This is a genomic window from Pseudomonas sp. HMSC063H08, from assembly GCF_001813645.1.
In the GTDB taxonomy this organism is placed as follows: domain Bacteria; phylum Pseudomonadota; class Gammaproteobacteria; order Pseudomonadales; family Pseudomonadaceae; genus Pseudomonas; species Pseudomonas aeruginosa.
Genome location: NZ_KV813626.1, coordinates 149,046 through 175,208, shown reverse-complemented (window position 1 = coordinate 175,208; position 26,163 = coordinate 149,046). Strand labels below are relative to the sequence as shown.

Annotated in this window: 20 protein-coding genes and 4 pseudogenes; 21 read left to right on the top strand and 3 right to left on the bottom strand. The window is 64.4% G+C overall.

Annotated elements, in window-relative coordinates:
* The 16 genes and pseudogenes from HMPREF2924_RS36270 to HMPREF2924_RS32685 form a co-directional block, all read left to right on the top strand.
* Positions 1–273, top strand: a pseudogene (locus HMPREF2924_RS36270) (type VI secretion system tip protein VgrG); the annotation flags it as partial.
* 40 nt (positions 274–313) lie between these two features.
* Positions 314–2,083 carry an esterase/lipase family protein gene (locus tag HMPREF2924_RS35255; protein ID WP_023094482.1) on the top strand — a complete coding sequence of 590 codons (1,770 nt, stop codon included), beginning with the start codon at positions 314–316 and terminating at the stop codon, positions 2,081–2,083.
* Complete coding sequence (locus HMPREF2924_RS35985) at positions 2,080–3,363, top strand: T6SS immunity protein Tli4 family protein (protein WP_003133036.1); 1,284 nt, start codon at positions 2,080–2,082, stop codon at positions 3,361–3,363. The genes HMPREF2924_RS35255 and HMPREF2924_RS35985 overlap by 4 nt, the downstream gene beginning before the upstream one ends.
* Positions 3,364–3,706: 343 nt before the next feature.
* Positions 3,707–4,225 (top strand): annotated as a pseudogene (locus tag HMPREF2924_RS32750) (type VI secretion system tip protein VgrG); the annotation flags it as partial.
* A gap of 3 nt (positions 4,226–4,228) precedes the next feature.
* On the top strand, positions 4,229–4,726 hold the full coding sequence (locus HMPREF2924_RS32745; RefSeq protein WP_003133038.1) for a type VI lipase immunity protein Tli3: 498 nt from the start codon (positions 4,229–4,231) through the stop codon (positions 4,724–4,726).
* A complete protein-coding gene (locus HMPREF2924_RS32740; protein WP_003133040.1) occupies positions 4,723–6,873 on the top strand; it encodes a type VI lipase effector Tle3 in 2,151 nt (716 codons plus the stop codon). Before HMPREF2924_RS32745 ends, HMPREF2924_RS32740 begins: the two co-directional genes overlap by 4 nt.
* Positions 6,873–8,465 carry a type VI lipase adapter protein Tla3 gene (locus tag HMPREF2924_RS35250; RefSeq protein WP_277424738.1) on the top strand — a complete coding sequence of 531 codons (1,593 nt, stop codon included), beginning with the start codon at positions 6,873–6,875 and terminating at the stop codon, positions 8,463–8,465. The genes HMPREF2924_RS32740 and HMPREF2924_RS35250 overlap by 1 nt, the downstream gene beginning before the upstream one ends.
* 41 nt (positions 8,466–8,506) lie before the next feature.
* A pseudogene (locus HMPREF2924_RS32725) lies at positions 8,507–9,651 on the top strand (IS3 family transposase); the annotation flags it as partial.
* Between the two features lie 262 nt (positions 9,652–9,913).
* Positions 9,914–10,846, top strand: coding sequence for a hypothetical protein (locus HMPREF2924_RS32720; protein WP_003084116.1), 933 nt, complete (start codon positions 9,914–9,916; stop codon positions 10,844–10,846).
* A 163-nt stretch (positions 10,847–11,009) separates the two neighbouring features.
* On the top strand, positions 11,010–11,696 hold the full coding sequence (locus HMPREF2924_RS32715) for a YoaK family protein (RefSeq protein ID WP_003106170.1): 687 nt from the start codon (positions 11,010–11,012) through the stop codon (positions 11,694–11,696).
* Positions 11,697–11,816: 120 nt separating this feature from the next.
* The gene (gene hudA, locus HMPREF2924_RS32710) at positions 11,817–13,307 is read left to right on the top strand and encodes a UbiD family decarboxylase HudA (RefSeq protein ID WP_003133048.1); all 1,491 of its coding nucleotides are present in this window, start codon (positions 11,817–11,819) and stop codon (positions 13,305–13,307) included.
* 40 nt (positions 13,308–13,347) lie between these two features.
* Positions 13,348–13,810, top strand: a pseudogene (locus HMPREF2924_RS32705) (MarR family winged helix-turn-helix transcriptional regulator).
* Positions 13,811–13,901: 91 nt separating this feature from the next.
* Positions 13,902–14,189, top strand: a complete 288-nt coding sequence (locus tag HMPREF2924_RS32700) for a hypothetical protein (RefSeq protein WP_003133050.1) — start codon at positions 13,902–13,904, stop codon at positions 14,187–14,189.
* Between the two features lie 277 nt (positions 14,190–14,466).
* Entirely contained in the window at positions 14,467–15,108 is a 642-nt protein-coding gene (locus HMPREF2924_RS32695; RefSeq protein WP_003106166.1) for a suppressor of fused domain protein, read from the top strand.
* Between the two features lie 164 nt (positions 15,109–15,272).
* Positions 15,273–15,707 (top strand): CBS domain-containing protein, encoded by a 435-nt coding sequence (locus HMPREF2924_RS32690; RefSeq protein ID WP_003084101.1) that lies wholly within the window; start codon positions 15,273–15,275, stop codon positions 15,705–15,707.
* 77 nt (positions 15,708–15,784) lie between these two features.
* Positions 15,785–16,231, top strand: coding sequence for a GNAT family N-acetyltransferase (locus HMPREF2924_RS32685; RefSeq protein ID WP_003133053.1), 447 nt, complete (start codon positions 15,785–15,787; stop codon positions 16,229–16,231).
* Here the strand turns inward: HMPREF2924_RS32685 and HMPREF2924_RS32680 are convergent.
* The gene (locus HMPREF2924_RS32680; protein WP_003133054.1) at positions 16,228–17,094 is read right to left on the bottom strand and encodes a helix-turn-helix domain-containing protein; all 867 of its coding nucleotides are present in this window, start codon (positions 17,092–17,094) and stop codon (positions 16,228–16,230) included. The genes HMPREF2924_RS32685 and HMPREF2924_RS32680 overlap by 4 nt on opposite strands.
* Positions 17,095–17,271: 177 nt before the next feature.
* On the opposite strand from HMPREF2924_RS32680, the gene pobA reads away from it, so the two are divergent.
* The 4 genes from pobA to HMPREF2924_RS32660 all read left to right on the top strand — a co-directional run bounded on the left by pobA (position 17,272) and on the right by HMPREF2924_RS32660 (position 21,550).
* On the top strand, positions 17,272–18,456 hold the full coding sequence (gene pobA, locus HMPREF2924_RS32675) for a 4-hydroxybenzoate 3-monooxygenase (RefSeq protein WP_003084095.1): 1,185 nt from the start codon (positions 17,272–17,274) through the stop codon (positions 18,454–18,456).
* Positions 18,457–18,630: 174 nt separating this feature from the next.
* Positions 18,631–20,136 carry an MDR family MFS transporter gene (locus HMPREF2924_RS32670; protein ID WP_023094478.1) on the top strand — a complete coding sequence of 502 codons (1,506 nt, stop codon included), beginning with the start codon at positions 18,631–18,633 and terminating at the stop codon, positions 20,134–20,136.
* 116 nt (positions 20,137–20,252) lie between these two features.
* Positions 20,253–20,699: a type II 3-dehydroquinate dehydratase gene (aroQ, locus tag HMPREF2924_RS32665; RefSeq protein WP_003133058.1), complete on the top strand. Its 447-nt coding sequence runs from the start codon at positions 20,253–20,255 to the stop codon at positions 20,697–20,699.
* Positions 20,696–21,550, top strand: a complete 855-nt coding sequence (locus HMPREF2924_RS32660; RefSeq protein WP_003133060.1) for a shikimate dehydrogenase — start codon at positions 20,696–20,698, stop codon at positions 21,548–21,550. The genes aroQ and HMPREF2924_RS32660 overlap by 4 nt, the downstream gene beginning before the upstream one ends.
* Positions 21,551–21,589: 39 nt before the next feature.
* Here the strand turns inward: HMPREF2924_RS32660 and HMPREF2924_RS32655 are convergent, their stop codons facing one another.
* Both HMPREF2924_RS32655 and quiC read right to left on the bottom strand, forming a co-directional pair.
* The gene (locus tag HMPREF2924_RS32655; protein ID WP_070700870.1) at positions 21,590–22,258 is read right to left on the bottom strand and encodes a TetR/AcrR family transcriptional regulator; all 669 of its coding nucleotides are present in this window, start codon (positions 22,256–22,258) and stop codon (positions 21,590–21,592) included.
* A gap of 92 nt (positions 22,259–22,350) precedes the next feature.
* Entirely contained in the window at positions 22,351–24,255 is a 1,905-nt protein-coding gene (gene quiC / locus HMPREF2924_RS32650; protein WP_003133064.1) for a 3-dehydroshikimate dehydratase QuiC, read from the bottom strand.
* A 546-nt stretch (positions 24,256–24,801) separates the two neighbouring features.
* Here quiC and HMPREF2924_RS32645 point away from each other — a divergent pair.
* Positions 24,802–26,127: an MFS transporter gene (locus HMPREF2924_RS32645; protein ID WP_003101861.1), complete on the top strand. Its 1,326-nt coding sequence runs from the start codon at positions 24,802–24,804 to the stop codon at positions 26,125–26,127.
* The last annotated feature ends 36 nt before the right edge of the window (positions 26,128–26,163 follow it).

Here is a 26,163-nt window from a genome sequence, read left to right as displayed (position 1 = left end):
CCCGGCAACTTCGTGGTCAAGGCGGCGAAGCATAGTCATGTTGGTCCTGCCTATGCGTCTACGGCCTTCAACTCTTGGTCCGGAGCACCGTTCGATCAGCGCGTACGTGTTGTGCGTGGAGGTAGACCGCTTCCCAACTATCGTTATGCGCTTGTGTATAGCGATGGGGCAAGGGTAGAGGGCGTTACCGACAAGGACGGCTGGACAGCGCTGCAGCAAGGACTGACTTCGGAGGGATATGAGATCGAGTTGCTAGGGCCGGCAGAGGTCTGATGCAACTTGGCATATGGGCCCACATGGAGAGGAGATCGAGATGAGTGAGCCAACTAGGCTTGTGTCTACGCACATTGGGACCAATGGACACACCACTGCTCGTGTGACGATGAGTCCAACTAGTAACAAGGTTCGTGCCGAAATTACTGCCCCTCCGGATCAGGCGATTCCGGTTGTTTTTGTGCCGGGCATCATGGGTAGTCCGTTATTGACGTCAAATGCGGAGGCTGGAAGGTTACTTGGGGAAAACAATCGTTGGGCTTGGTTTCCAGACGATGGCGTGGGGTGGGTGGCGGGGTTTACTGCGAAAAGAGGGTACCGTCATCTGAGCCCGACAGAGCGGAAATTGTTGCTTGATCCCGACACTACACGGCCAGTCTCGTCTCCCGAGGATGCAGATCGTGAAGTTGTTTCCGAGCACATTACTACTCTGCCGTTGCAGGAGGCACTTAGTCGTGGTTGGGGGTCGGTGATGATCAGCTCGTACGGCGGCATTCTCAATTTCCTAGAAGCGCAGCTTCGCTTCATCATCACCTCGAAGGGGGAGGTGTATCCGGGGGTGCAAGGTGCGGTGCCGCACAACCCAGAGGTGTGGGGGCAGCTCAATGGCTATCAAGTACTCACAAAGGAGATGTTGCGGGAGGCTGCCGAGTTTCGTTATCCCGTCTATGCAGTGGGCTACAACTGGCTGCAGACCAACGGCAAAGCCGCCGACTATCTGGCGGGAAAAATCGAAGCCATCATTGATCGTTGCAGGAAAGAACTTCGAGTCAAGTGTGACCATGGGGTGATACTGGTTACCCACTCTATGGGAGGGTTAGTTGGCCGAATGTGTGCCAAACGCTATCCCGCTTTGATTCAGGGAGTAGTTCATGGCGTGCAGCCAGCGGTTGGAGCCGGAACGGCTTATCGTAGGGTGCGTGCGGGTTGGGAGGACTTCGCCGGAAGCATCGGGCTTGGTGGAACTGGAAAGAAAATTATGCCGGTATTTGCTAATGCAGCAGGCCCATTGGAGCTTTTGCCCAATCATCGTTATGGGGCCGGTTGGCTGCGCATCACTTGCGAGGGCAGAGTTGTCGCACAACTACCGGAGGCACGTGTGGGGCAGGCGGATCCCTATATGCAAATTTATATGGAGCCTCGAGCGTGGTGGCGCTTGGTTGATCCGCTTTGGATTGATCCGGCGGTCAATAAAATAAAAGGTCCCGCAGCGCTTCAAGCACTTCAGAAAGCCTGGGGGCGCTATGGAATGCGACTGGGCGAGGCAAAGCATTTTCACACCGAACTCGGTAGCAGCTATCACCCTAATACATACTCGCATTACGGCGCAGATGAAGGGGAAATGGCTTTTCATCGCGTCACATGGAATCTTCAGCCGCAAATGATCGCTGCATACCGCAAGGACCTGCCTGCTACCCGAGGGCCCGTACCATCGACCGTTCACGCTATAGGGTTGCGTATGTGGCGCGATGACCACGAGGGGACGGCTTATCTGGTTAATGATGCTGATGGACAGGATATGGTCATGCAGCATGGAGTGGGGGTCATGCGAAGCACTAAAGGCAACTCTTATGTTGGGAAAATACAGGGGCAAGACCAAGTAGGTGATGCGACGGTACCTGCGCATTCTTCCGAAGACTCGGCAAAGGCCGCTGTTTTCTCCGCTCGTATGACAGGGTTTGACCATCAGGCCTCGTACGATAATCGAATGGTGCAAAACGTCACTCTGTATTCGGTTCTATGTATCGGTGCGTTGGCAATACGAAAAGAGGCCGGAAAATCCACGAAAACTACAGAAATACCCGCATGAAATGGCGTAAGTATATACCGCACGCTATCTTGCTGGGCATAGCGATAGCCGTGAGCTTCTATGCCTTGCGTTACTGGGGTGACAGCAAATTGCATAGGAATTATCCCATGACAGAATTGACAAAAAAAATGCAGACCCATTGTGTTGGGCGCTTACTCATCGATCTACCAGAAGGAACGGAGTGGGAGCCTACCGCCAGCGGGGCGCATCTTGACGGTTATTTAGCTCTTTCGGTCACCACGGGAGTGTCTGAGGCTGATTACGCTATTTTGATGGAGAAACGATGGGCGGAGATCGAGGCAGAAGAAAAGAAATCCACCAGACTTGCTCCACGGTCGGCAAATAAAAGGAGTCCTCTAAAAAATAGCTCAGTATTTATATATAACTATGTGTGGGTCGAAGGACCTGACCTGAATGGAGTTATGCGTAAAGAGGTTTTTCATGAGGCTGAGGGATATTTGTGGCGTGACAACACATTGTTCACCTTCGGCCGCACGCTAAACGCTGCTGAGGATATTCTGCGTTGGCTTCCCCGGCTGTATACACGGAAGAACAATGAAATACCCGACAGGCCAGGGCTATGCCTGAATGGAGCCTTTGTTGAGTCATACTACGACCTCAATGCTCCGTTCGAGTCAGTTAGCTGGGGATTCAGACTGCCAAAGGAGCTAGGGTTGGTAGTGCGTCATGCGAAGGTGTGGGAACCCGAGCAGCCAATGTTGGAACGTTATCGGGAAGGAGAGGATGAATTCACCGGGCTTCTGGCGAAAGATCTTGCCAAGCCGGGGGTTGTCGCCGGTCGAAAGGAATATAGAGCTCGCAAACGCAATGTAGGCGATCTGGAGGGCGATGAGCGTGTGGTTGGTGGCACTGAAGGAAGAGGTAATTGGAAGTATTTCAAAACCAACATCGGTGGCGAATGGAGTTTCCCTGGTGCCGGAAGTCCTTATCCGATGCCGAGCGTTGGCATTGATCTGGAAACGACCTTTAAGACTGCGACGAAGCCTGCGGAACTTGGTGATTTCCCCACCCACGACGAGGCTCCGGCTTACCCGACTGAGGCAGAGTTCTTTGAACTCTGGGACACAATTCTCAATAGTGTCCGTTATCGCCCCGCAGCACTGACACCTCCTCCACCAAACTCGGGTCCAATGGCCAGTAGCGTCGGTAGCCCTCCTGTTCGCCCGGCACCACTGATGACCTATGACAGAGACGATTATGTTCTGGAGGAGTTTCTCACCAGTTTGACGCCGAAAGAGAATTGGTTGGATGACTTGTAAGGACCAGAAGAAGGAGTAATTGGCAATGGATATCGTTTGGCTCGGTGAAAGCACCTACCACGGTATCACGGTCACGGAGCCGTTTGGCCAGACTGATCGATGGCGGAGGCCACCAGGTGGTCTGCTCCCGATGACGAGCATATTTCCCATCATCGGGAGCAGTGCGCTGCTGGATGTGGATGGGAACGCCGGCCGCCTTGCTCGAGATGAGGATGCCTGATTGCCAGTGGGTCGCAGAGGGCGGCCTAGAGTAGGAGAATGGAGGAGCTTAGGCATTCTCGGCAGGTCGGCGACCTCCATGCGTGCAGTTTGCCTGGAAGCTGAGCTGCTGCAGCACGCGAAATCGCTGGTCGCCGGCAAACTCCTGGGTGGCTCCGACGCCGAGGCCGGACGTGCTCTCAGCGAAGGGGAAATCAGCCTGGCGAAAGGCGTATTCGGCGATTCCATCGACTATTCCACGGTCCGCCTGCGCGACGAGGACTATGTCCCCTGGCAGGGCAAGGACTACGTGATGGCGCCGAACGGCCACATCTACTTCGGCGAGGAGTTGCGCGGCGTGGCGGACTGGAGCCTGGAGAGTCTGCAGCGCCAGGGCCTGTTCATCCACGAAATGCCCCATGTCTGGCAGCACCAGCATGGCGTCAACGTCCTTCTGGTGGGGGCCTACCAGCAAGCCAGGCAGTTTCTCCTAGGCGACCAGTACGCCTACCGGTTGGAGCCGGGAAAGACGTTGAAGGACTACAACATCGAACAGCAGGGAGACATCGTTCGAGATTATTTCCTCGAGAAGAACGAGTTCGGGGAAGCCTCTGCGAACAGCAGGTTCGCTGGCGTACTGAAAAACTTCCCAACGGGATACTGACCAATGAAATGCAAGACCTTGCTCATTGCCTGCCTGTTCGGCCTGGGAAGCGTCCAGGCCCTGGCCGTTTCCAAACTGCCACCGCAGATCCCGGTGCACGCCGGCTCCGGGCGCGTGACACTGGATCTACGCCCCTTGCTGGCGGAAACCAACGACGTCGAGATCACCCGTGTTTCGGTATGTCGGCGGGCCGGCAGCCATTGCCAGGAAACGCTGTGGCGGATCGAGCTCCCGCCCGGGTGGCGTGCCGGGGAGATCGAGGTCTTCGGCGACTATCCCGGCTCCAGCGTGCTCCTGCGCCGGCCGGAGCGCTTGCAGCCAGATGGGAGCTACAACGCATTCATTCATTTCAACGAGCGTAGCCGTCGGCACCGGCAAACGGTTTCCAGCATTGCCGTCGAATTCTGCCTGGCCGGCGAACCTGGCAACTGGATGCTGCTCGACGAAGCGACCTGCCTGGCACGACGCAACGCCGAGGAGCGGCAAGGAGAGAAGCCATGAACGATAGGGTTCGGTCGAGGACGATCGTCTCTGCCCAGTCCATCACCTTGCCCAAGGGCGGCGACGTGCACCTGGTGCCGCCTCCGCCCAAGCCTTGCGTGACCATCGTGGTGCATGGCGTCAACGATCTCGCGGGTTGCTACGAACGGATCGAGCGAGGGCTCTGCCAGGGGCTCAACGAACGCCTGGACATGCCGCCGACCTTGCCCGGCGGGCAGGCCAATCCCGGCTACCTGACGCCGGCGGGCTACAGCCTGCCGGCGGACGACGAAGGCAAGGCGGAGAACCCCGACGCCGTCTACTACCGGCGCAAGTTCGCCAGTGGCGCCGGCGGGGCCGCCGTACGCAGCGTAGTCGTACCTTTCTACTGGGGCTTCCGCGAGGAAGAGCAATACATCAACAAGACCGCGGCCCACGGCGAATGGCTGGACCGCAACGGCAACCGGCTGGACAAGTCCGGCACCAAGGAAGGCGGGCAGTTCGTCAATGCCACCACCAACCTGCCGGACATGTGGGGCCAGGGTTTCAACGGCAAGCTGTTCGGTTTCATCTCGCTGGACTGGTTCGGCGGCACCATGACCCATCCGCTGTTTTCGGCGGCAGGGCGCAAGTACATGGTCCTTGCGGCCATGCGCCTGGCCATGTTGATCAAGATCATCCGCAAGCGTTACCCCGACGACACCATCAATGTCGTCGGGCACAGCCAGGGCACCCTGTTGACCCTGCTGGCACATGCCTTCCTCAAGGATGACGGCGTGGAGCCGGCGGACGGGGTGATCATGCTCAACTCACCCTACGGCCTGTTCGAACCCCTCAACGAGAAGCTCCAGGGCTGGAGCAGCCAGCAGACCAGAGAGGCGCGGCTGGCCACGCTCAAAGGCATCCTCGAGTTCATCTGCGGCCGGCGCCATCCGGTCCCCGCGCTGAGCAGCGTCGCGTTGCGCAACTGCCAAGGCTACGGCGCGATAGGCGGTCCCGGCTGGGTGGGTGGCCTGGGCTGCCAGACGACCATCGACGGGGAACGGCTCAGCTTCGATGAGCGCGACAATCGCGGCAGTGTCTACCTGTATTTCACGCCCCAGGACCAGACGGTGGGACTTGCCAACGTCCAGGGTATCGGCTGGCGCGGCATTGCTGAGCAGGTCAAGGGGCTCCCGGGAAGGACCGGGCTGCCGCAGGGTTTTCACCAGCGCATCTTCACCGTACGCAAGCGCAATGGCGAGAAGGAAAAGATCGGCGGGCACGCCCCTCCCCATGTCTACCCTCTTCTGCTGGCCGGCGAGAAGACCTGGGAAGACACCGGGCTGGGCGGCAAGGACAGATTCGGCCGGGCGAACTTCGACCAGGGCGACAGCGTGCTGCTGACCGCGCCGCGTCTGCCGTTGCCGACGGAAGCGCGATTCGATTTCGACGGAACCGTCACGGCGCCGGGAGAGAACTCCGCCAGCGGCGTCTATCAGGTGCGCGATACCCTCGATCCGATCGACGCCGCCATCGGCGTAAGCAACGGCGGCTGGAAGGAAAAGGACAGCGGGCATGCCGTCGCGCAACAGGTGGACACCGCGCTGGCGTACCGCTACGGGCGCGACACGCGCAGCGTGGAGAGGGCGTTGAACGAAGGCAAGGAACTGGCCCGGCAGACCCATGTGTTTTCCGCTCGTGACCTGGGCACCGGCATGGTTCTGGTCACCCGCGCGGAAACTCCCTACGAGGCCCGGCTGCGCCTGCAGACGGCGGAGGGCCATCTGGAGCCCTTGTCGTTCCACTCGGCCATACCCAACAACCCGGAGCATAACCGGCGGGTACTGGCCTATGACCTGGCCATCGGGGCCGGGGACAGCGTGGATGATGTGGTTTTCTATCAGTATCTGTGTCGGGTGGCGGATTGGCGGTTGGATTGGAAGGCTAAGGACAAGGGGCTAAATGGCCAAGCAAATGACGAAATACATATTCCGAGCGAAGAGGTGCAAGCGTTGTATCACGCGGAAGAGCCTAAAAATAGCGAGCTAATAGACGCCACTGTAGTCTACCGCAAGAGTGGCAAACTCCCTGTGACAGTAGGAGACAGCCTGCCTTCCTTGGTGGCGACACAAACCATCGAAGACCGCTATTACAGCCGGCCGGTGCGTTTTGGAGGAGCGAGCTGATGCGTTTGACGTTCTCAACACTCTCTCTCGTCGGTTTGCTTTTGAGCAGTTCTGCTGGGTATGCCGCCGAGTCACTTTTGTCTTCGATGCGTTGTTTCGTTAATCCAGCGACGTCCGTTACCGCTTACACCCCGGCCAAGGAGGCCGCCATGTCCGCTGATGCTTATCACGCTCCGAAAACTTCGCCGCGCCTGGAAACCCTGGATGTGCTCAGCATAGGCATGAGCCTGGATGTGTTTCGCCAGGGCCAGGTATGGAAGGCCTTGCAGGAGCAGAATGCGGTGCAGGCCGAGGCCTTGCATGTCGGCAGCATCCTGCCGATGGACCCGAAGAAGTATCCGACGTCTGCGGATGACAAGGATATGGCGTATGAAAAGCGCCAAGCGGACGCCCTGGAACTGGGGCTGAAAAACTTTCTGGAGAAATGGCCGATACCAACGGTGACGGTGGTGCGTAGTTGGGATCCGAGCACTCCTAACCTACGCTTCACTCCGGAGGAGACGCGGGAAAGCCTGTCAGTAAAAGTCAATGATCTCCGTGTTCCGGCTGGACTGCATTGGCATCGGATTGCCAATTTGCAGGATGGCATTATCTGTAACGATACGCCTGAAGGAGTACTGGAGGCGTTGTTCAGTTTGTTCGAACGCAACCCAGACTTGCCAGCAGTGTTGGTGTACGCCAACGAAGGCTTCAATATGGCCGGTTCCTTATCGAGTCGGGATGTACCTTTAAAATCATTAGGGGGAGGTTCTGGCCCACGTGTACCGGGGACCTTGACAGACACCATGGTCGCCCTGATCGTCGGCCGCCCCGAGCGGGTCGACTGGCTACGCCAGTTCGCCCCCTACACCAAGGTCAACGAAAACCGGATCGACCCCGAGTTCCGTGGCTGGGGCTGGCGCAAGCCGCCGGTGGAGTTCCGCCCCACGCCGTTCATTCCCCAGCCCTGGACCGAGCGGGCTCTGGAGCAGTGGGATGCGTTGCCGGTGCTGGCCAGGCTGCATCGGCCGGTGAGTGTGCCGCTGACCCGCCCGGATACCGGCGAACGGCTCAAGCGCGAAGCTCTCACCGCACAACTGGCCGCTGCCTGGAAGACGGCCAGTGCCGGGCTCAGGCCGGCGCCCGCCCGGCTGTTCTACGACGGCGGGTTGAACGCCACGCCGCTGGCCGAACTCACCCCGGCGCTGGGCGCCGCGCAGAGTTCGCTGGACTTGCTGGACTCGCGGGAAAGCTACGACCTGACCCAGCGCCTGGGCGACACCGGCGCGGCCTCGCCCTTCGTTGGCATCGCCCTGGCGACCATGGCCAGCTACCTCAACGGCGACAGCAGCATGGTGATGCCGTTGCGGCGCAAGGACCAGGCGACCCTGATCGGCATCAGCTCGCCGACGCCTGGGAAGAAGCCCGCTCACGACCCGTTCGGCGTCGACCTGCTGCCGCAGACCGCCAGCGGCGACGGTCCGCCGCCATCGGCCGACCCGGTGGCGCCCGCCAGTCGGCTCACGACCCGGTTGCCGCCCGGCGAAGACTATGCCCTGGAAGAGTTCCTGAGCAGCCTCAAACCCAGCACCGACTGGCAGGACGATTTGTAGGTCGATGGTGTCCCGCGCCAGATGGAGTTTTCGTCAGATGACAAGGACAGGTGACCTACAAGCAGGCCCAGGTGCGGTATGGCATCCAGGGCCGGTCGACGGTTCTGGTATGGTTGCGCAAGCATGGTCGGCAGGATTGGAGCCAAGGGGCGTCGATTCGGGCCGAGAAGAGTTGCGCGATGTCTGACCCCAAAACGCTCACTCCAGAGCAGCGGATCAAAGAGCTTGAGCAGCAGCTTGAGTTGATGAGCCAGAAGGCTCAGTTCTTCGAGACCGTCGTCGATGTCCTGAAAAATGATTACGGTGTATCGGTCGTAAAAAAGCGATCCGGCAAGTCCTCTCGCAAGGTCAAGTCGCAGGACTGAGCATTGCCAGGGCTTGTCAGTTTCTTGGCATGAGCCGACAGGCTTACTACAAGCGCAATCGAGCTGCTGATAGCAAAGCACGCCAGGCAGATCGGGTTGTCGAATTTGTTCAACAAATCCGGATACGTCAGCCACGACTAGGCGCACGAAAGCTGCACTATCTGCTGCATTGCCAGCCTGATAGGCGGCTCCAAATTGGCCGAGACCGACTATTTCAGGTCCTGGGAGAGCGCCGTTTGCTGGTGTTGCCCAAGCGGGCGTATCACAAGACAACACAAAGCTTTCATCGCTTCTACCGCCATCCGAACCTACTCAAGTCAGGCCCGAACCAGGTTGTCCCGTCAGGACCGGAGCATGTTTGGGTGGCGGACATTACTTACCTGCCAGCCAGTAGCGGCCCGCTGTACCTAAGCCTGGTAACGGATGCGTATTCCAGAAAAATTGTTGGCCACCATGTGCATGAAAGCCTGCATGCCAAGTCAGTTGCACAAGCCTTTAGGCAGGCCCTACGCAAACGGCAGCGTCGCCAGTCACTGGTCCACCACTCGGATCGCGGTATTCAATATTGCTCGGCGCTGTATCAGTCACTGCATGCACGGCATGGCGTCCAGTGCTCGATGACTGACGGATATGACTGCTACCAGAACGCGCTAGCTGAGCGCATCAACGGGATCCTCAAAACAGAGCTGCTGCTGAGTAGCCCTGAAAATCTGGAGCAGACAAGGAAGATGGTTGCTGAAGCCGTGCAGATCTACAACACAGAGCGGCCTCACATGGCCCTGAAAAACAAAACGCCCGATGCGGTGCATCGGGCGTTTTGAGGCCTATCGGCCTACCTGAGCAGGTGTAAACCTATTTCAGGACTAGACAAGACCTGCCTCGCCGCCACCCGCTCCGCCGAGCAGCGCCTGTCCCTCGCCGCGAGACCAGAGCAACCGATCCTGTCCGGCCGGGAATGGCACTCAAGGCCGGGGCCAGATGGAGGGTCGATCGGCGGATAGTTCCTCGGGGCTGGCCGTTTCACGTCTATAGTTCTGCATGCTCGGATGCCGTTCCTACCAGGACTCCCACAGGAGCAACAGGATGCGCTCATGGCATGGCGTAGTCACGAAAATCGCCAAGCAAGGCAAGGGCGCCGTGGTCAAGAATCGACTCGGCCCGGAAGAGCTTCTGGTGCCCTTCACAGTGAGTACGCTCGTCGAGGTCGACCTGGACGCAAGGATCTACGGAACGGATGTGGACGACACGCCCTGGGCGGAGGGCGACGAACGAAAGGAGGTGCTGGTCGGTACCGAAGTAGAACTGCTGACCGATACGGATACCTTTCCTACCCATGCGTCCCAGGTGCTCAGCGCCAATTTCCGTTTCGCCCTCGACATCGTCAAGGGAGGGCTCAGCGGCCCGGTCAGGAAAGGGGCGGTCCTGGTCATCTACCACGACTTCCAGCAGGAGATCCGGAGAGGCGACTCCGGCAGCGCCTTCGCGGAGGCGGTCGTCGCCTATGCTCGGAACAAGCTCTACAAGCCGGCCTTCGCGATCAAGGCCGATACCAACTACGCCCAGTTGGTTCGGGATCTAGGCAAGGTTGCCGCGGAGAGCGGCGAACAGTACTTCATCGATACGATCCTCATCGCCACCCACGGCACGGCTGGCCAACTCTGGCTGGGCAACCCCCACGGCGATAGCACCGCGGACGTCATGGCCCGGCGTGTCCAGGGCAAGCAGTTCGTCGAGCCCCAGGCCTTTGGTGCGACCCTTCTCGAACTGTTCGGCAAGGAACTGGCCATCGCCCTCTACGGGTGCGACTTCGCCGGGGACGAGGACGGAGAAGCGGCGGCCCTCGAGCTGCGCATCGCCGCCAACGCGAGAGCGGTCTACGCCGGCAAGGGCACGGTGTATCTCAATGCCAGCAAAGAGGGTCGTTCCACGGTGACCTGCAGCAAGGCGATGGTGGTCTACCGGACCGACAAGATCGAGGTACTGGGTGGAAACCAGGTACCGGTATTCGATATCTGAGGCCCCGCCCCGCACTGTCATTGCCGATTGCCCAGGATCTTCGGCCCCAGACGCTCAGCCTCGCCCCTGGCCTTTTCCCTGGGGAGAGCCTTAAGATCGGGAGTCCGCACTGGGGCGGACCTTCTCTTCCTGCGGGTGGTTTCTCCGGATGCTTCCAGACAGCATGGTGGGTAGCAGCGCGCGGCGCCTTCGTTTGCGGCGGACGCGCGGGCGTGTCGGGCTCGGCCTGGTGGCCGGGCTGTCGGTACTGGCAGGCATGACCGACGCCATCGGTTTCCTCGCCACCGGCGACTTCGTTTCCTTCATGAGCGGCAACACCACGCGCCTGGCGGTATCGCTGGGCGAGGGCGACTTCGGCGGGCTGGTGCGGCTGAGCGTCGCCCTGGCCAGTTTCGTCGTCGGCAACGCGCTGGGAGTGATACTGGCGCGCTTCAGCGGGCGCCGGGCGGCGCCGATCCTGGTCTGCTGCGCGATGCTGCTGGCGTTGTCGGCGGTCTGGCCATTCGACTGGAACGTGCCGGCGCTGGTCGCCGCGATCCTCGCCATGGGCATGCTCAACGCCGTGGTCGAGCAGGTCAACGGCCTGCCCATCGGCCTGACCTACGTCACCGGCGCCCTCTCCCGCTTCGGCCGCGGCCTCGGCCGCTGGCTGCTGGGCGAGCGGCGCAACGGCTGGCGGGTGCAACTGGTGCCCTGGAGCGGCATGTGCGTCGGCGCGGTGCTCGGCGCCCTGCTGGAACAGCAACTGGGCCTCGCGGCGATGGCGGCGAGCGCAGCGCTGGCGGCTCTTCTCGCGTTGCTGGCGCTGGTGATTCCGCGGCCATGGCAGATGGACTATATGGTGCGTTGAGCGGCCACTGAGGGGTTTGCCGCGTGCCACGCCCCCCGAAACGGAGCGCAGCACTTCTTGACCTCGCCTGGAACCCCTCAACAGGATGCGTGCACATGCACTTATATGGAATGGCAGCCGATGTACCGCAGCGCCCTGGATTTCCGCCACTTCGTCGACCACCTGCGTCGCCAGGGCGACCTGGTGGACGTGCACACCGAGGTCGACGCCAACCTGGAGATCGGCGCCATCACCCGCCGGGTCTACGAACGCCGCGCACCCGCCCCGCTGTTCCACAACATCCGCGACAGCCTGCCCGGCGCGCGGGTACTGGGCGCGCCGGCCGGCCTGCGCGCCGACAGGGCCCGCGCCCATTCGCGCCTGGCGCTGCATTTCGGCCTGCCGGAACACAGCGGGCCACGGGACATCGTGGCCACGCTGCGCGCCGCGATGCGCGCGGAACCTATCGCGCCGCGCCGGCTGGAGCGCGGGCCGGTGCAGGAAAACGTCTGGCTCGGCGAGCAGGTGGACCTGACCCGCTTCCCGGTCCCCTTGCTCCATGAGCAGGACGGCGGCCGCTATTTCGGCACCTACGGTTTCCACGTGGTACAGACGCCGGACGGCAGTTGGGACAGCTGGTCGGTGGGCCGGCTGATGCTGGTGGACCGCAACACCCTGGCGGGCCCGACCATTCCCACCCAGCACATCGGCATCATCCGCGAGCAATGGCGCCGCCTGGGCAAGCCGACGCCCTGGGCGATGGCCCTCGGCGCACCGCCGGCGGCACTCGCGGCGGCCGGCATGCCGTTGCCGGAGGGGGTCAGCGAAGCCGGCTACGTAGGCGCCCTGGTCGGCGAGCCGGTGGAGGTGGTGCGCACGCAGACCAACGGCCTGTGGGTTCCGGCCAATGCCGAGATCGTCCTGGAGGGCGAGATCAGCCTCGACGAAACCGCGCTGGAAGGCCCGATGGGCGAATACCACGGCTATTCCTTCCCCACCGGCAAGCCGCAGCCGCTGTTCCACGTCCATGCGCTGAGCTTCCGCGACCAGCCGATCCTGCCGATCTGCGTCGCCGGCACGCCACCGGAGGAAAACCACACCATCTGGGGCACCATGATTTCCGCGCAACTGCTGGACGTAGCGCAGAACGCCGGACTGCCGGTGGACATGGTCTGGTGCTCCTACGAGGCGGCGACCTGCTGGGCCGTGCTGTCGATCGACGTGCAGCGCCTGGCGGCCCTGGGCACCGACGCCGCGGCCTTCGCCGCACGGGTCGCCGAGACCGTCTTCGGCTCGCATGCCGGACACCTGGTGCCGAAGCTGATCCTGGTCGGCAACGACATCGACGTCACCGAGATCGACCAGGTGGTATGGGCGCTGGCGACCCGCGCGCATCCGCTGCACGACCATTTCGCCTTCCCGCAGATCCGTGACTTCCCGATGGTTCCCTACCTCGATGCCGAGGACAAGGCACGAGGCAGCGGCGGTCGGCTGGTGATCAACTGCCTGTACCCGGAACAGTTCGCCGGGCAAATGCGTGCCGCTACGGCGTCGTTCCGCCACGCCTATCCGACGGCGCTGCGCAGGCGAGTCGAAGAACGCTGGAGCGACTACGGATTCGCCGACGCCTGAGCGCTACAATCCCCGCCCTGGCGAAAGAGGATCGAGGAAGGTGACCGGGCCAATGACCGAGACGAACGCACTGGGGCTGCCCCAAGGCCCGCTGTACCTGATGACGGAGATCGTCCGCCAGCGCGAACGGCAACTCACCGCCCTGCTTGCCCCTCTCGAACTGGGGCTGCATGAATGGCGTGCGTTGCGGATCATCCACGCCTTCGACGGTGACGTGCCGATGAGCGTGCTCATCGAGCACTCGCAGACCGACCGCACCGCGCTGGGCCGGACCATCGAACGGCTGGGTCAGCCGCCTGCCGGACCCGAACGACGGTCGCGCCGTGCTGGTGCGCCGCAGCCCCGCGGCACAGGCGGTGTTCGAGCAGGCCCTGGCACAGGTCGCAGGGCTCGACGAAAGGCTGCTGGCGGCTCTCGGCGCCGGCCCGGAAGAAGAGGCGCTGACCCTCGCCCTGGGCAAGTTGCTGCGGGCCTTCGACGGGCTTTCCCGCGTGACGCAATAGCCTTTCGAGGGCATCTCCGGGTTTGCGAAGCAACTCTCATCCCGGTCATGGACTGACCATCCGGCCCCCTATTTGCTGGCCGATTGATAGCATGAGCGGCCTTCGCAAGCCCATTCGACCCGCAATGCCACGACACCCGCACACCACCCTGCTCCTCTGCCTTTGCCTGACCCTGCTCGGTTGCGAGAGCGGCCGCAGCTACAGCCTTTCCGACGGCGCGCCGGCCACGGGCATCCGCATCCAGCGCGACGACCGCTCGCCGTTGCAGCGCCTGCGGGACTGCGAACGCCAGGGTTGCAGCGAGCGGCAGAAGATCGACCCGTTCACCCCCGATCCTGACTACCTGCGCGCGGAAGGCCACTTCCCGCTGCCCTGGTAAGCTTCCCTCTTCGCCCGTTCCCGACGGGCTTTTTTCCGTTCCCGACAGATACCCTCAGCTGCCCTCAGCTGCCCTCAGCGCTTTCCTACGCACCAAGAAGGAAAGCCTCTCGCCTCTCTCGGAACGAGCCGATTTCTCGGCAGTCGCCGTTCGCATTCCATTGGTCACCCAACGGCAACGAGGATCGGCCATGACTGGATTGCCCTCGCATGGCAACGGACGCGCCCCCGGCGCCTGCCCATGTCCGGCCCTACCCGCCCCACTCCGAGGACTGAAGATGAACGACTACATCGCCCGGCTGCGCGAGAAATACGACGACCATTTCGGCTGTGCGCCGAGCATCGTCCTGGACTGCCGTGACTTCTGGAGGCACTGCGTGACGGCACCGGAAATGGCGGTGTTCGGCTACCGCCTGGAAAGCAGCCGGCGCCCGCACCACGTGGTGATCACCGCGGGGATGAGCCAGGCACGGATGCACTTCGCGCCCTATATGGGCAGCGCGCGCTGGTCCAGCGAGCTGATCTGCTACCTTGACGTCCTCGGCGGTGAGGACCTGCGCCACCTGCAGTGGCTCGCCGGCCTGCCGTTCCACGAACGCCTGGCCCTCGGCCACGGACACAGCGTGGCATTCGGTTTCCCGCTCTACGAGCACAGCCTGCTGCGTCACTTCCTTCTCCTGCCGACCCCGCTGGGCGAAGATGCCGCCCTGTTCGACGGTTTCGACCTGTCCGCCCATCCGGTCGACCTGCTCTGGGTCGTGCCGCTGACCGAGCAGGAATACCAGGTGAAAGTGAACAAGCACCTGGAAGGCATCGCCGAAGTGCTGAACGACGCCGGACATCCGCTCAGCCTCGACCGGCATCGCCATTGCTACGTCACCGGCCTACGTCCGGAAGGGTTCGAGCGGATACTGCATTAGGTCGCCGGGCAACCGGAGCAAGAGGCCCGTCGCCAGGCCCTACCTTCGTCGGGGAAGCCGGCGATGACGTTTTTCAATCGGTTCGATGCCGTTTTCCCCGCTTGCCGATCCGCTCGCCGTCTACGATTCTTGCTGGACGTGAGAACGGCTCCGGAGGGGCGCGCATGAAAACCGTGGCACAACTGTTGAACGCCAAGCAGAACCAGCAGGTGTACACCATCGGACCAGACGAGATGGTGCTCGACGCCCTGCGCCTGATGGCGGAAAAGAACATCGGCGCGCTGCTGGTGGTGAACCATGGCGAGGTGGTCGGGGTGGTCAGCGAGCGCGACTATGCGCGCAAGATGGTCCTCAAGGGCCGTTCGTCCATCGGTACGCCGATCAGCGCGATCATGAGCGCGCCGGTGGTCAGCGTGGACTCGAAGCAGAGCGTCGACACCTGCATGAACCTGATGACCGATCGCCACCTGCGCCACCTGCCGGTCGTGGAAGACGGCCAGTTGCTCGGCCTGCTGTCCATCGGCGACCTGGTCAAGGCGGCGATCGCCGAGCAGGCCGAGCTGATCCAGCAACTGGAACAGTACATCCGCGGCGACTGAAGCGTACATGCCGGCCCTGCCCTTTTCCCGCCGGCTCACGCGATAATCCGCGGCTGTTCCCGTTGCGAGCCGCCGCCATGTCCTCTCCGCCGAAGATCCGCCGCTACATTCCCGCCGACCGCGATGCCACCCTCGCCATCTGGCTGGAGGCCTCGCGCGTCGGCCACGGTTTCCTCGGCGAAGCCGAGTTGCAGAAGCAGAAGGCACTGGTTCGCGATCATTATCTGGATGCCTCGGAAACCTGGCTGGCGCTGGACGGCGATACGCCGCTGGGCTTCATCGGCCTGCTCGATGCCTTCATCGGCGGCCTGTTCGTCGCCCCGACGGCCCACGGGCACGGGATCGGCCGGCAACTGGTGGAGCACGCGGCAACCCTGAAGGGCGCGCTGGAGGTCGAGGTCTACGCCGCCAACCGCGAGGCGCTGGGGTTCTACGCGCGCTGCGGCTTCGTCGAGAGCGGCCGACGCCCGCGCGACGACGAGGGGCGCGCGCTGGAGATCGTCCAGTTGCGCCGCGAACACTAGTCGCCCTTACGGAAAACGCTCGGCGAGACGCCGCTCAGGCGCTTGAAGAAACGGGTGAAGTAGGCCGGCTCGCTGAAGCCGAGGCGGTCGGCGATCTCGTTCACCGTCATCGCCGTGTAGACCAGGTCGCGCTTGGCCTCCAGCAGCAGGCGCTGGTGCACGATGCCCAGTGCGGTCTGCCCGCTGAGGCGGCGCGCCACGCCGTTCAGGTGTGCCGGGGAGATGCCCAGGCGACGCGCGTACTCGTCGATTCCCAGGTGCTCGCGGAAATGCCGCTCGACCAGTTGCGAAAAGGCCGATAGGTATTCCTGACCGCGACCCGGCCGTGCCTCCGCCCGCCGGACCATCACCTGCCGCCCCAGCCACACCGCCAGCACGCCGATCAGCGACTGCAACAACAGCTCGCGCGCCGGCGCAGCGCCGGCGTACTCGCCATCTATGGCGTCGAACAGCGTGTCGATATAGCGCCGGTCCGTGCCCACCGGGTACAGCCCCGGCGCTTCCAGCGCCTGGCGCTGCGCGCCGAGGTGCGCCTGCAAGCGGGCCAGCAACGGTGCGGCGAGCGTCAGTACGTAGCCGTCGATGCGCTCGGAGAACTGGAAGCCATGGATGCACAACGGCGGTACGAACTGGATGGAAGGCTGCTCGACGCGAGTCGGCTCGCCCTCGACCTGGAGCTGCGCCCAGCCCTTGCGCACGTAGAGCAACTGAGCGAGATCGGCGTGCCGGTGCGGCTTGATCTCCCAGTCGTGCAGGCGACTGCGGGCGGGGATCGACTCGCAGTGCAGCAGGTCCGGGGTCGGCCATTCGAGGGGCGCGCCGTAAAGCTTGAACACCGGGACGTCGCGGGTGGAATCCGTCATCGAGCCCTCCGAGCGAAATGGCCGATTGCCGAACAGAGTTTATAAAAGTCCAGAAATAGATCGGCAATTTGCCTTCTATAGCACCCCACGGCAAACAAAAATACAGCCACCTCCAGACAAGATCAGCGCCGGCGCATGCGCCGCCGGCCAGCCATAACAGCGAGAGGGCTATCCGCAATGAAGACTCAAGTCGCCATCATCGGCGCCGGTCCGTCCGGCCTCCTGCTCGGCCAGTTGCTGCACAAGGCCGGCATCGACAACGTGATCCTCGAACGCCAGACCCCGGACTACGTGCTCGGCCGCATCCGCGCCGGCGTGCTGGAACAGGGTATGGTCGACCTGCTGCGCGAGGCCGGCGTCGACCGGCGCATGGCGCGCGACGGGCTGGTCCACGAAGGCGTGGAAATCGCCTTCGCCGGGCAGCGCCGGCGCATCGACCTGAAGCGCCTGAGCGGCGGCAAGACGGTGACGGTCTACGGCCAGACCGAGGTCACCCGCGACCTCATGGAAGCCCGCGAAGCCTGCGGCGCCACTACCGTCTACCAGGCCGCCGAGGTGCGCCTGCACGACCTGCAAGGTGAGCGCCCCTACGTGACCTTCGAACGCGACGGCGAACGGCTGCGCCTGGATTGCGACTACATCGCCGGCTGCGATGGCTTCCACGGCATCTCGCGGCAATCGATCCCGGCGGAACGGCTGAAGGTCTTCGAGCGGGTCTATCCGTTCGGCTGGCTCGGCCTGCTCGCCGACACCCCGCCGGTCAGCCACGAACTGATCTACGCCAACCATCCGCGCGGCTTCGCCCTGTGCAGCCAGCGTTCGGCGACCCGCAGCCGCTACTACGTACAGGTGCCATTGACAGAGAAGGTCGAGGACTGGTCCGACGAGCGCTTCTGGACGGAACTGAAAGCGCGCCTCCCGGCCGAGGTGGCGGAGAAACTGGTGACCGGTCCTTCGCTGGAGAAGAGCATCGCGCCGCTGCGCAGCTTCGTGGTCGAGCCGATGCAGCATGGCCGGCTGTTCCTCGCCGGCGACGCCGCGCACATCGTGCCGCCCACCGGCGCCAAGGGACTGAACCTGGCGGCCAGCGACGTCAGCACGCTCTACCGGCTGCTGCTGAAGGCCTACCGCGAAGGGCGCGGCGAACTGCTGGAACGCTACTCGGCAATCTGCCTGCGGCGGATCTGGAAGGCCGAACGCTTCTCCTGGTGGATGACTTCGGTGCTGCATCGCTTCCCCGACACCGACGCGTTCAGCCAGCGCATCCAGCAGACCGAACTGGAGTACTACCTGGGCTCCGAGGCGGGCCTGGCGACCATCGCCGAGAACTATGTCGGCCTGCCCTACGAGGAAATCGAGTAGGCCGCGCCACCCCGGCGCAACGCCGGGGCACCGTTCCCAAGGCGGGACGCAACGTTGGCGCAGGCGAATATCGACGAAAGACGACCCTCGGATCGATATTCCCCGGCACCTGTCCTACCCCAGGCGCAGTATGATGCCCGCTGCCTTCGCGTTCCGTCCGCCCCAGGTGCCGTCTTGTCCGATCTCGCCCAGAACCCGCCCGCCGTCCGTACCGTCCTCGCCGGCCTGATGCTGTCGATCTTCCTCAGCGCCCTCGACCAGACCATCGTCGCCGTCTCCCTGCCGGCGATCTCGGCCGACTTCGCCGACCTCGACCTGCTGGCCTGGGTGATTTCGGCCTACATGGTGGCGATGACCGTATCGATGCCGATCTACGGCAAGCTCGGCGACCTCTACGGTCGCCGCCGTCTGATGCTCTTCGCCATCGTCGTGTTCACCGCCGCCTCGCTGCTTTGCGGGCTCGCGCAGAGCATGGGCCAACTGGTGCTGGCGCGAGTGCTGCAAGGGGTCGGCGCGGGCGGGCTGATGGCGGTGAGCCAGGCGATCATCGGCGACATCGTCCCGCCGCGCGAGCGCGGCCGCTACCAGGGTTACTTCAGCAGCATGTACGCCATCGCCAGCGTCGCCGGCCCGGTGCTCGGCGGCCTGCTCACCGAGTACCTGTCGTGGCGCTGGGTGTTCTGGATCAACCTGCCGATCGGCCTTCTCGCGCTGGCCATCTCGCGGCGGACCCTGGTCGGCCTGCCGGTGCCGCGCCGGCAACCGGTGATCGACTACCTGGGCATCGTGCTGATGGTGGTGGGTCTCACTGCGCTGCTCCTGGCCATCACCCAGATCGGCCAGGGCGCAGCCTGGAGCGACTCGGCGCTGCTCGGCCTGTTCGCCCTGGCGGCGCTCGCCCTGCTGCTGTTCGTCGCCCAGGAGCGGCGCTTCCGCGAACCGCTGGTGCCGATGCAACTGTTCGCCGTCCGCGCCGCCACCCTCAGTTGGCTGGTTGCGTTCTTCGCCAGCTTCCAGGCCATCTCGCTGACCGTGCTGGTACCGCTGCGCTACCAGAGCGTTACCGGCGCCGGCGCCGACAGCGCCGCGCTGCATCTGCTGCCGCTGGTCATGGGCCTGCCGCTGGGCGCGTACTGCTGCGGGCGGCTGACCGCCAGCCTGGGACGCTACAAGCCGCTGATCCTGCTCGGCGCCGTCCTGTTGCCCTGCGGCATCGCCGGCCTGGCCCTGGTCCCGGTCGGCGACCACTGGCTGTCCGGGCTGTGCATGCTGCTCACCGGGATCGCCATCGGTACCCAGTTCCCGACCAGCCTGGTGGCCGCGCAGAACGCCGTGGAGCAACGCCACATCGGCGTCGCCACCAGCAACGCGACGCTGTTCCGCTCCCTCGGCGGGGCGGTCGGGGTGGCGCTGATGTCGGCGGTCCTGCTGGCCCTGCTCAAGCACCTGTGGATCGGCGGCGGGCTCGACCAGGGCTTTTCCGAGAGCGCCCTGCTGAGCAGCCTGGACGCCGCCAGCGGGCCGGCCCGGGTGATCCTCCAGCATGTCCTCGCGGATGCCTTCAAGGTGCTCTTCCTGGTCAACGCGGCGGTGGCGCTGCTCGGCCTGGCGGTGGCCTCGGCATTGCCCGACATGACCCTGCGCGGCCGCGGCGCGACGCAACCGGCGGCAGGCGAGTGAGCGGACGCCGATAATCGAACGCTTTCGTCCCGTCGGCGACGGCGTCCGGTTTACAAAAGTAACCGTTCGGTACATTTTCCCGGCATCGATGACATCATTGCTGTGGAGGCTGCGCCATGACGCGCACGGTACTGGTCCTGAACGGCCCCAACCTGAATCTGCTCGGCACCCGCGAGCCGCAGACCTACGGCCGGCGGACCCTGGGCGAAATCGCCGACGAATGCGCGGCCTTCGCCGAAACGCGCGGCTTCGCCGTGGACTTCCGCCAGACCAACCAGGAAGGCCAACTGCTCGACTGGATCCACCAGGCCCGCGGCCGAGTCGCCGGCATCGTCATCAACCCCGCCGCCTGGACCCACACCTCGGTGGCGCTGCGCGACGCCCTGGCCGCGGTGGAACTGCCGGTGGTCGAAGTGCACCTGTCCAACGTCCACCAGCGCGAAGCGTTCCGCCAGCATTCCTACGTCTCGCCGGTGGCGCTGGGGGTGATCTGCGGATTCGGCAGCCTCGGCTACCGCCTGGCCCTGGAACATTTCGCCGAGCGTTTCGAGGCGGCCGCATGAGCGCGCCGCGATCGGTTCTCGCCGGCCTGATCGGTGCCGGCATCCAGGCGTCACGGACCCCGGCCCTGCACGAGCGCGAAGGCGACGCCCAGGGCATCCGCTATCTGTACCGGCTGATCGATCTCGACCTGCTGGGCAAGTCGGCGGACGACCTGGAGTTCCTGCTCGCCGCCGCCAGCGACCTCGGCTTCACCGGGCTGAACGTCACCTTCCCCTGCAAGCAGGCGATCATCCCCCTGCTCGACGAACTCTCCGCCGAGGCGCGCGGCATCGGCGCGGTGAACACCGTGGTGCTGCGCGATGGCCGGCGCATCGGCCACAACACCGACTGCCTGGGCTTCGCCGAGGGCTTTCGGCGCGGCCTGGCCGACGCGCCGCGCCAGCGCGTGGTGCAGATGGGCGCGGGCGGCGCCGGCGCGGCAGTGGCCCATGCCCTGCTCGCCGAGGGCGTCGAGCGGCTGGCCCTGTTCGACGTCGACCCGGCGCGGGCCCAGGCCCTCGCGGACAACCTCAACCAGCACTTCGGCGCGCCACGAGCGCTCGCCGGCAGCGACCTGGCCGGCGCCCTGGGCGACGCCCAGGGATTGGTCAACACCACCCCGGTGGGCATGGCCAAGCTCCCCGGCATGCCGGTGCCGGCGGAACTGTTGCGCGCCGACCTGTGGGTCGCCGAGGTGATCTACTTTCCGCTGGAAACCGAGCTGCTGCGCCAGGCCCGCGCCCTCGGCTGCCGCACACTGGACGGCGGCACCATGGCGGTGTTCCAGGCGGTGAAGGCATTCGAACTGTTCAGCGGGGTGGCGGCCGACGCCGCGCGCATGCAGGCGCACTTCGCCAGCCTGGGCGACTGAATGGCACCTCTCTCCCGCCAAGGGGAGAGGGGACGGCAGTCAGGCACGGATGTAGCGCAATACCGCCTTGCCGATCATCCGCCGATGCCGCTGGCGAACCTCGGCGTCGTGCAGGTCGGTGCGGAAGATCCGCGACACGGTGTAGCGATTGGACACCCGGTAGAAGCAGAACGAACTGATCAGCATGTGCACGTCGAGCGCCTCCAGCCCGGCGCGGAACACCCCTTCCGCTTCGCCGCGGCGGAGAATCTCGGCGATGCTCTGGACGATCGAGCTGTTGACGCTCTGCACCAGCTCGCTGCTGGCGATGTGCTCGCCCTTGTGGATGTTCTCGATGCTGATGATGCGCACGAAATCCACGTGCCGGTCGTGGTAGTCGAAGCTGAACTCCACCAGCTTCTCCATCGCCTTGGCCGGCGGCAGCGCGCCCAGCCGCAGGGTGCCCTCGATACCGCGGATGTCGCTGTAGAGCTTCTCCAGCACGGCCTGGTAAAGCTGCTCCTTGCTGCCGAAGTAGTAATAGATCATCCGCTTCGAGGTATGCGTGCGCTCGGCGATGGCGTCCACCCGCGCACCCGAGAGGCCCTGGGCGACGAACTCGTCGATGGCGGCGCGGAGGATGTCCTGGCGGGTCTTCTCGGGATTGTTCTTGCGTCCCTTGCCGCGCGGAGCGGATTCCTCCACGAGGGCGGGATCAGGCTTGGACATCGGTGACTCACTCGTGGCCGGCGGGAATTGCGGCCGATTATGCGGGGCCCGCCCGGCTGTAGGAAGAGCACCTGCCGGAGCCCCGACAATTCTCACAGCTTGACCCGGCGCACACCCCGCCGCGCTTGCGCCATCGCCGCCAGGCGCACCGGCACGTTGGCCGCGCCGTAGCCGGCGTAGCCGTGGCGGCGCTGGAGGATCTCGAAGAAGAAGCGTTCCTCGAACGGCTCGGTGAACACATGGAACAGCTCGCTGCCCTGGGCGTCGCGGTCGTAGAGAACGTTGTAGTAGGCCAGTTCGCTGAGGAACTCGTCGTCGAAGTCGAAGCGCGCGGCGAGGTCGTCGTAATAGTTCAGCGGGATTTCCAGCAGCGCGACCCCGGCCTCCTTGGCCTGGGCCACGGCGGCGAAGATGTCGGCGCAATCGAAGGCGATGTGGTGCACGCCGGAACCGCGATAGCTGGACAGCGATCGGGCGATGGCGGTGTTGCGGTCCTCGGAAATGTTCAGCGGCAGGCGCACGCTGCCGCAGGGGCTACGCACGGCACGGCTGGTGACCAGGCCATAGGGGTCGGGCAGCACCACCTCGTCATCGGCGCCGAAGTCGAACAGGCTCTTGTAGAACAGCACCCAGCTGTCCAGGCCTTCGGCGGGCAGCGCCAGGGCCACGTGGTCGACGCGTCGCAGGCCGAGGCCGGAGGTGTCGGCGTCGTTCGTCACGAAGTCGCTGTCGTAGATGCTGCGGCCCTCGGTGTGCCGCTCGACCAGATACAGCAGGCTGCCGTCGAGGGCGCGCACCGCCGGGATTTCCCGCTCGTTGGGGCCGAGCAGTCCGCGGTACGGCTGGCCTCCGTACGCACGAGCGCGCTCCAGCGCCTGGCCGGCGTCACGCACGCGCAGCGCGGTGGCGCACAAGGACGGTCCGTGGGCCTCGAAGAAACCGTGGGCGAAGGAATAGGGTTCGGCGTTCAGTACCAGGTTGATGCCGCCCTGGCGCAGCAGGCTGACGTTCTTCGAACGGTGCTCGCCGGCCCTGGCGAAGCCCAGTCGCTGCAACCACTGGCCAAGGCGCGCGCCGAGCGTCTCGTCGACGGCGAACTCGAGGAACTCGATGCCGTCGCAGAGGCTCGCCGGCGGAGGCGCGAACAGCTCGTCCACCGCCACGTGCGGCGTCTGGCGTTGCAGGCGCTCGCGGGTCTTCTCCTCGAGGTAGAGCAGCGAGCGCAGGCCGTCGACGGCGTTGGCGCGGGTCGGCGCGGCGCGGAAGCCGTCGTTGAAGACCTCCAGCGACAGCGGACCGCGATAGCCGGACGCGACGACCGGCGCGAGGAAGCCTGCCAGGTCGAAGCCGCCCTGACCCGGGAAGCAGCGGAAGTGCCGGCTCCATTCCAGCACGTCCATTGCCAGCAAGGGCGCGTCGGCCATCTGCACGAAGAAGATCTTTTCCCCCGGAAGATCGGCGATGCCGCGCGGATCGCCGTCCAGCGAAAGGGTATGGAAGCTGTCGAGGATCAGCCCGAGGTTAGCCTGGTCGGCCCGCCGCACCAGGTCCCAGGCCTGCTCCCAGGTGTTCACCTGGCGCCCCCAGGCCAGCGCCTCGTAGCCGATGCGCAGGCCGCGGACGGCGGCGCGCTCGGCCAGCTGCCGGAGGTCATCGGCCAGCAGCGCCGGTTCGCCGAGGGCATCGGCAGCGACGTTGCTGCACACCAGCATTAGGTCGGTGCCGAGTTCCTGCATCAGGTCGAACTTGCGTTCGGCGCGCTCCAGGTTTCGCCCCAGGCGTTCCCGGCGGCAGCCCTCGAAGTCGCGGAACGGCTGGAACAGCAGGATCTCCAGGCCCAGGTCGGCACACAGCCGGCGTACGTCGCGCGGGCTGCCGTCGTAATGAAGCAGGTCGTTCTCGAAGATTTCCACCCCGTCGAAACCGGCGGCGGCGATGGCCTCGAGCTTTTCCGGCAGGGTGCCGCTCAGGGATACGGTGGCGATCGAACGCTGCATGCTTCGACTCCTCAATGCGCCCTACGGCGCCTGGCGCCGCGCGAGGGCCGGCGGCGGAACGGCGGAGGCGCGGATAGCCCGCGCGGGATGCGCCGGGAAGCCACTTCGGGTCGCTGAGACCGCTCGCCCGGCAAGCCGATTATTGGTTTGCGCCAACTGACGGGCAACGCAAAATGTACGAACTAGTTAGTATTCCGTTCGAATATCGAACGGAAGCACGATTATCGAATTGACGCTTTTTCGACCAATCGCGCACCATCGCAGCCACCCGTGCAGGCCGTCCCGATCTGCCGGAAGCGCTCCGCGCTTCTTCCCCGGGCACCTGCGCAACCCACGCGACATAACAATTTCAAGAATCGGGTACCCGCTCATGTCCATCGCCGACCTCTCCGTCCGCCCTCCATCCCGTCCGCTCGCCGCTCGCCCGGCCCGACCGCCCCTGGCCCGCTGACACCGGCGCGGCCCCTGGCCCGCCTGCGTGCAACCCAGAACGACAAATCCAGGCCGGGCGCCCAGGCGCCGGCCGCCGAAAGGATGGCCCCGTCAATGATCCACTCTTCCAGCTCTCGACTGCTCGCCGCCGACGCCCCGCGGGAATCCCGCGGCGGCAGGATCCGCAACGCCTTCGCCGTCGGCCGGACGCGCTGGGGCATGCTCGCCCTGGTGTTCTTCGCCACCACCCTGAACTACATCGATCGCGCCGCCCTCGGCGTGATGCAGCCGATCCTGGCCGAGAAGATGAGCTGGACGGCGATGGACTACGCCAACATCAACTTCTGGTTCCAGGTCGGCTACGCCATCGGCTTCATCCTCCAGGGCCGCTTCATCGACAAGGTCGGGGTCAAGCGCGCGTTCTTCCTCGCCGTGCTGCTCTGGAGCCTGGCCACCGGCGCCCACGGCCTGGCGACCTCGGCGGCGGGCTTCATGGTCTGCCGCTTCATCCTCGGCCTGACCGAGGCGGCCAACTACCCGGCCTGCGTGAAGACCACCCGCCTGTGGTTCCCCGCCGGGGAACGGGCGGTGGCCACCGGCATCTTCAACGCCGGCACCAATGTCGGCGCGATGGTCACCCCGGCCCTGTTGCCGCTGATCCTCGGCGTCTGGGGCTGGCAGGCGGCGTTCCTCTGCATGTCGGCGCTGGGCCTGGTCTGGCTGGTGTTCTGGTGGCGCAACTACTACAACCCCGAGGAGCATCCGCGGGTGAAGCAGAGCGAACTGGAATACATCCAGCAGCAGGAGGAGCCGCCCGCCACCCGCGTGCCCTTCTCGCAGATTCTCCGCCGCCGCGGCACCTGGGCCTTCGCCCTGGCCTACTCGATCACCGCGCCGGTGTTCTGGTTCTACCTCTACTGGCTGCCGCCGTTCCTCAACCAGCAGTACGGCCTGGGCATCAGCGTGACGCAGATGGGCATCCCGCTGATCCTGATCTGGTTGACCGCCGACTTCGGCAGCGTCGGCGGCGGCATCCTTTCGTCCTGGCTGATCGGCCGCGGCATGCCGGCGATCCGCGCGCGCCTGCTGTCGATGCTGCTGTTCGCCTGCACCATCGTCGGCGTGGTGTTCGCCGCCAACGCCAGCGGCCTGTGGATCGCCGTGCTGGCCATCGCCCTGGCGGTCGGCGCACACCAGGCGTGGACGGCGAACATCTGGAGCCTGGTGATGGACTACACGCCCAAGCACCTGATGAGCACGGTGTTCGGCTTCGGCGGCATGTGCGCGGCGCTGGGCGGGATGTTCATGACCCAGATCGTCGGCGGCGTACTGACCGCGACGAACAACAACTACGCGGTGCTTTTCACCATGATCCCGGCGATGTACTTCATCGCCCTGACCTGGCTGTACTTCATGGCCCCGCGCCGGATCGAAGCCTGAGTCCAAGCGCCCGGCGCCCGCCGGGCGCCTCCCTGC

Bases quoted from the DNA above. Each gene is read 5' to 3' on its own strand.
- HMPREF2924_RS35255 (WP_023094482.1), top strand. From the start codon at position 314: ATGAGTGAGCCAACTAGGCTTGTGTCTACGCACATTGGGACCAATGGA.
- HMPREF2924_RS35985 (WP_003133036.1), top strand. From the start codon at position 2,080: ATGAAATGGCGTAAGTATATACCGCACGCTATCTTGCTGGGCATAGCG.
- HMPREF2924_RS32745 (WP_003133038.1), top strand. From the start codon at position 4,229: ATGAAATGCAAGACCTTGCTCATTGCCTGCCTGTTCGGCCTGGGAAGC.
- HMPREF2924_RS32740 (WP_003133040.1), top strand. From the start codon at position 4,723: ATGAACGATAGGGTTCGGTCGAGGACGATCGTCTCTGCCCAGTCCATC.
- HMPREF2924_RS35250 (WP_277424738.1), top strand. From the start codon at position 6,873: ATGCGTTTGACGTTCTCAACACTCTCTCTCGTCGGTTTGCTTTTGAGC.
- HMPREF2924_RS32720 (WP_003084116.1), top strand. From the start codon at position 9,914: ATGCGCTCATGGCATGGCGTAGTCACGAAAATCGCCAAGCAAGGCAAG.
- HMPREF2924_RS32715 (WP_003106170.1), top strand. From the start codon at position 11,010: ATGGTGGGTAGCAGCGCGCGGCGCCTTCGTTTGCGGCGGACGCGCGGG.
- hudA (WP_003133048.1), top strand. From the start codon at position 11,817: ATGTACCGCAGCGCCCTGGATTTCCGCCACTTCGTCGACCACCTGCGT.
- HMPREF2924_RS32700 (WP_003133050.1), top strand. From the start codon at position 13,902: ATGAGCGGCCTTCGCAAGCCCATTCGACCCGCAATGCCACGACACCCG.
- HMPREF2924_RS32695 (WP_003106166.1), top strand. From the start codon at position 14,467: ATGAACGACTACATCGCCCGGCTGCGCGAGAAATACGACGACCATTTC.
- HMPREF2924_RS32690 (WP_003084101.1), top strand. From the start codon at position 15,273: ATGAAAACCGTGGCACAACTGTTGAACGCCAAGCAGAACCAGCAGGTG.
- HMPREF2924_RS32685 (WP_003133053.1), top strand. From the start codon at position 15,785: ATGTCCTCTCCGCCGAAGATCCGCCGCTACATTCCCGCCGACCGCGAT.
- HMPREF2924_RS32680 (WP_003133054.1), bottom strand. From the start codon at position 17,094: ATGACGGATTCCACCCGCGACGTCCCGGTGTTCAAGCTTTACGGCGCG.
- pobA (WP_003084095.1), top strand. From the start codon at position 17,272: ATGAAGACTCAAGTCGCCATCATCGGCGCCGGTCCGTCCGGCCTCCTG.
- aroQ (WP_003133058.1), top strand. From the start codon at position 20,253: ATGACGCGCACGGTACTGGTCCTGAACGGCCCCAACCTGAATCTGCTC.
- HMPREF2924_RS32660 (WP_003133060.1), top strand. From the start codon at position 20,696: ATGAGCGCGCCGCGATCGGTTCTCGCCGGCCTGATCGGTGCCGGCATC.
- HMPREF2924_RS32655 (WP_070700870.1), bottom strand. From the start codon at position 22,258: ATGTCCAAGCCTGATCCCGCCCTCGTGGAGGAATCCGCTCCGCGCGGC.
- quiC (WP_003133064.1), bottom strand. From the start codon at position 24,255: ATGCAGCGTTCGATCGCCACCGTATCCCTGAGCGGCACCCTGCCGGAA.
- HMPREF2924_RS32645 (WP_003101861.1), top strand. From the start codon at position 24,802: ATGATCCACTCTTCCAGCTCTCGACTGCTCGCCGCCGACGCCCCGCGG.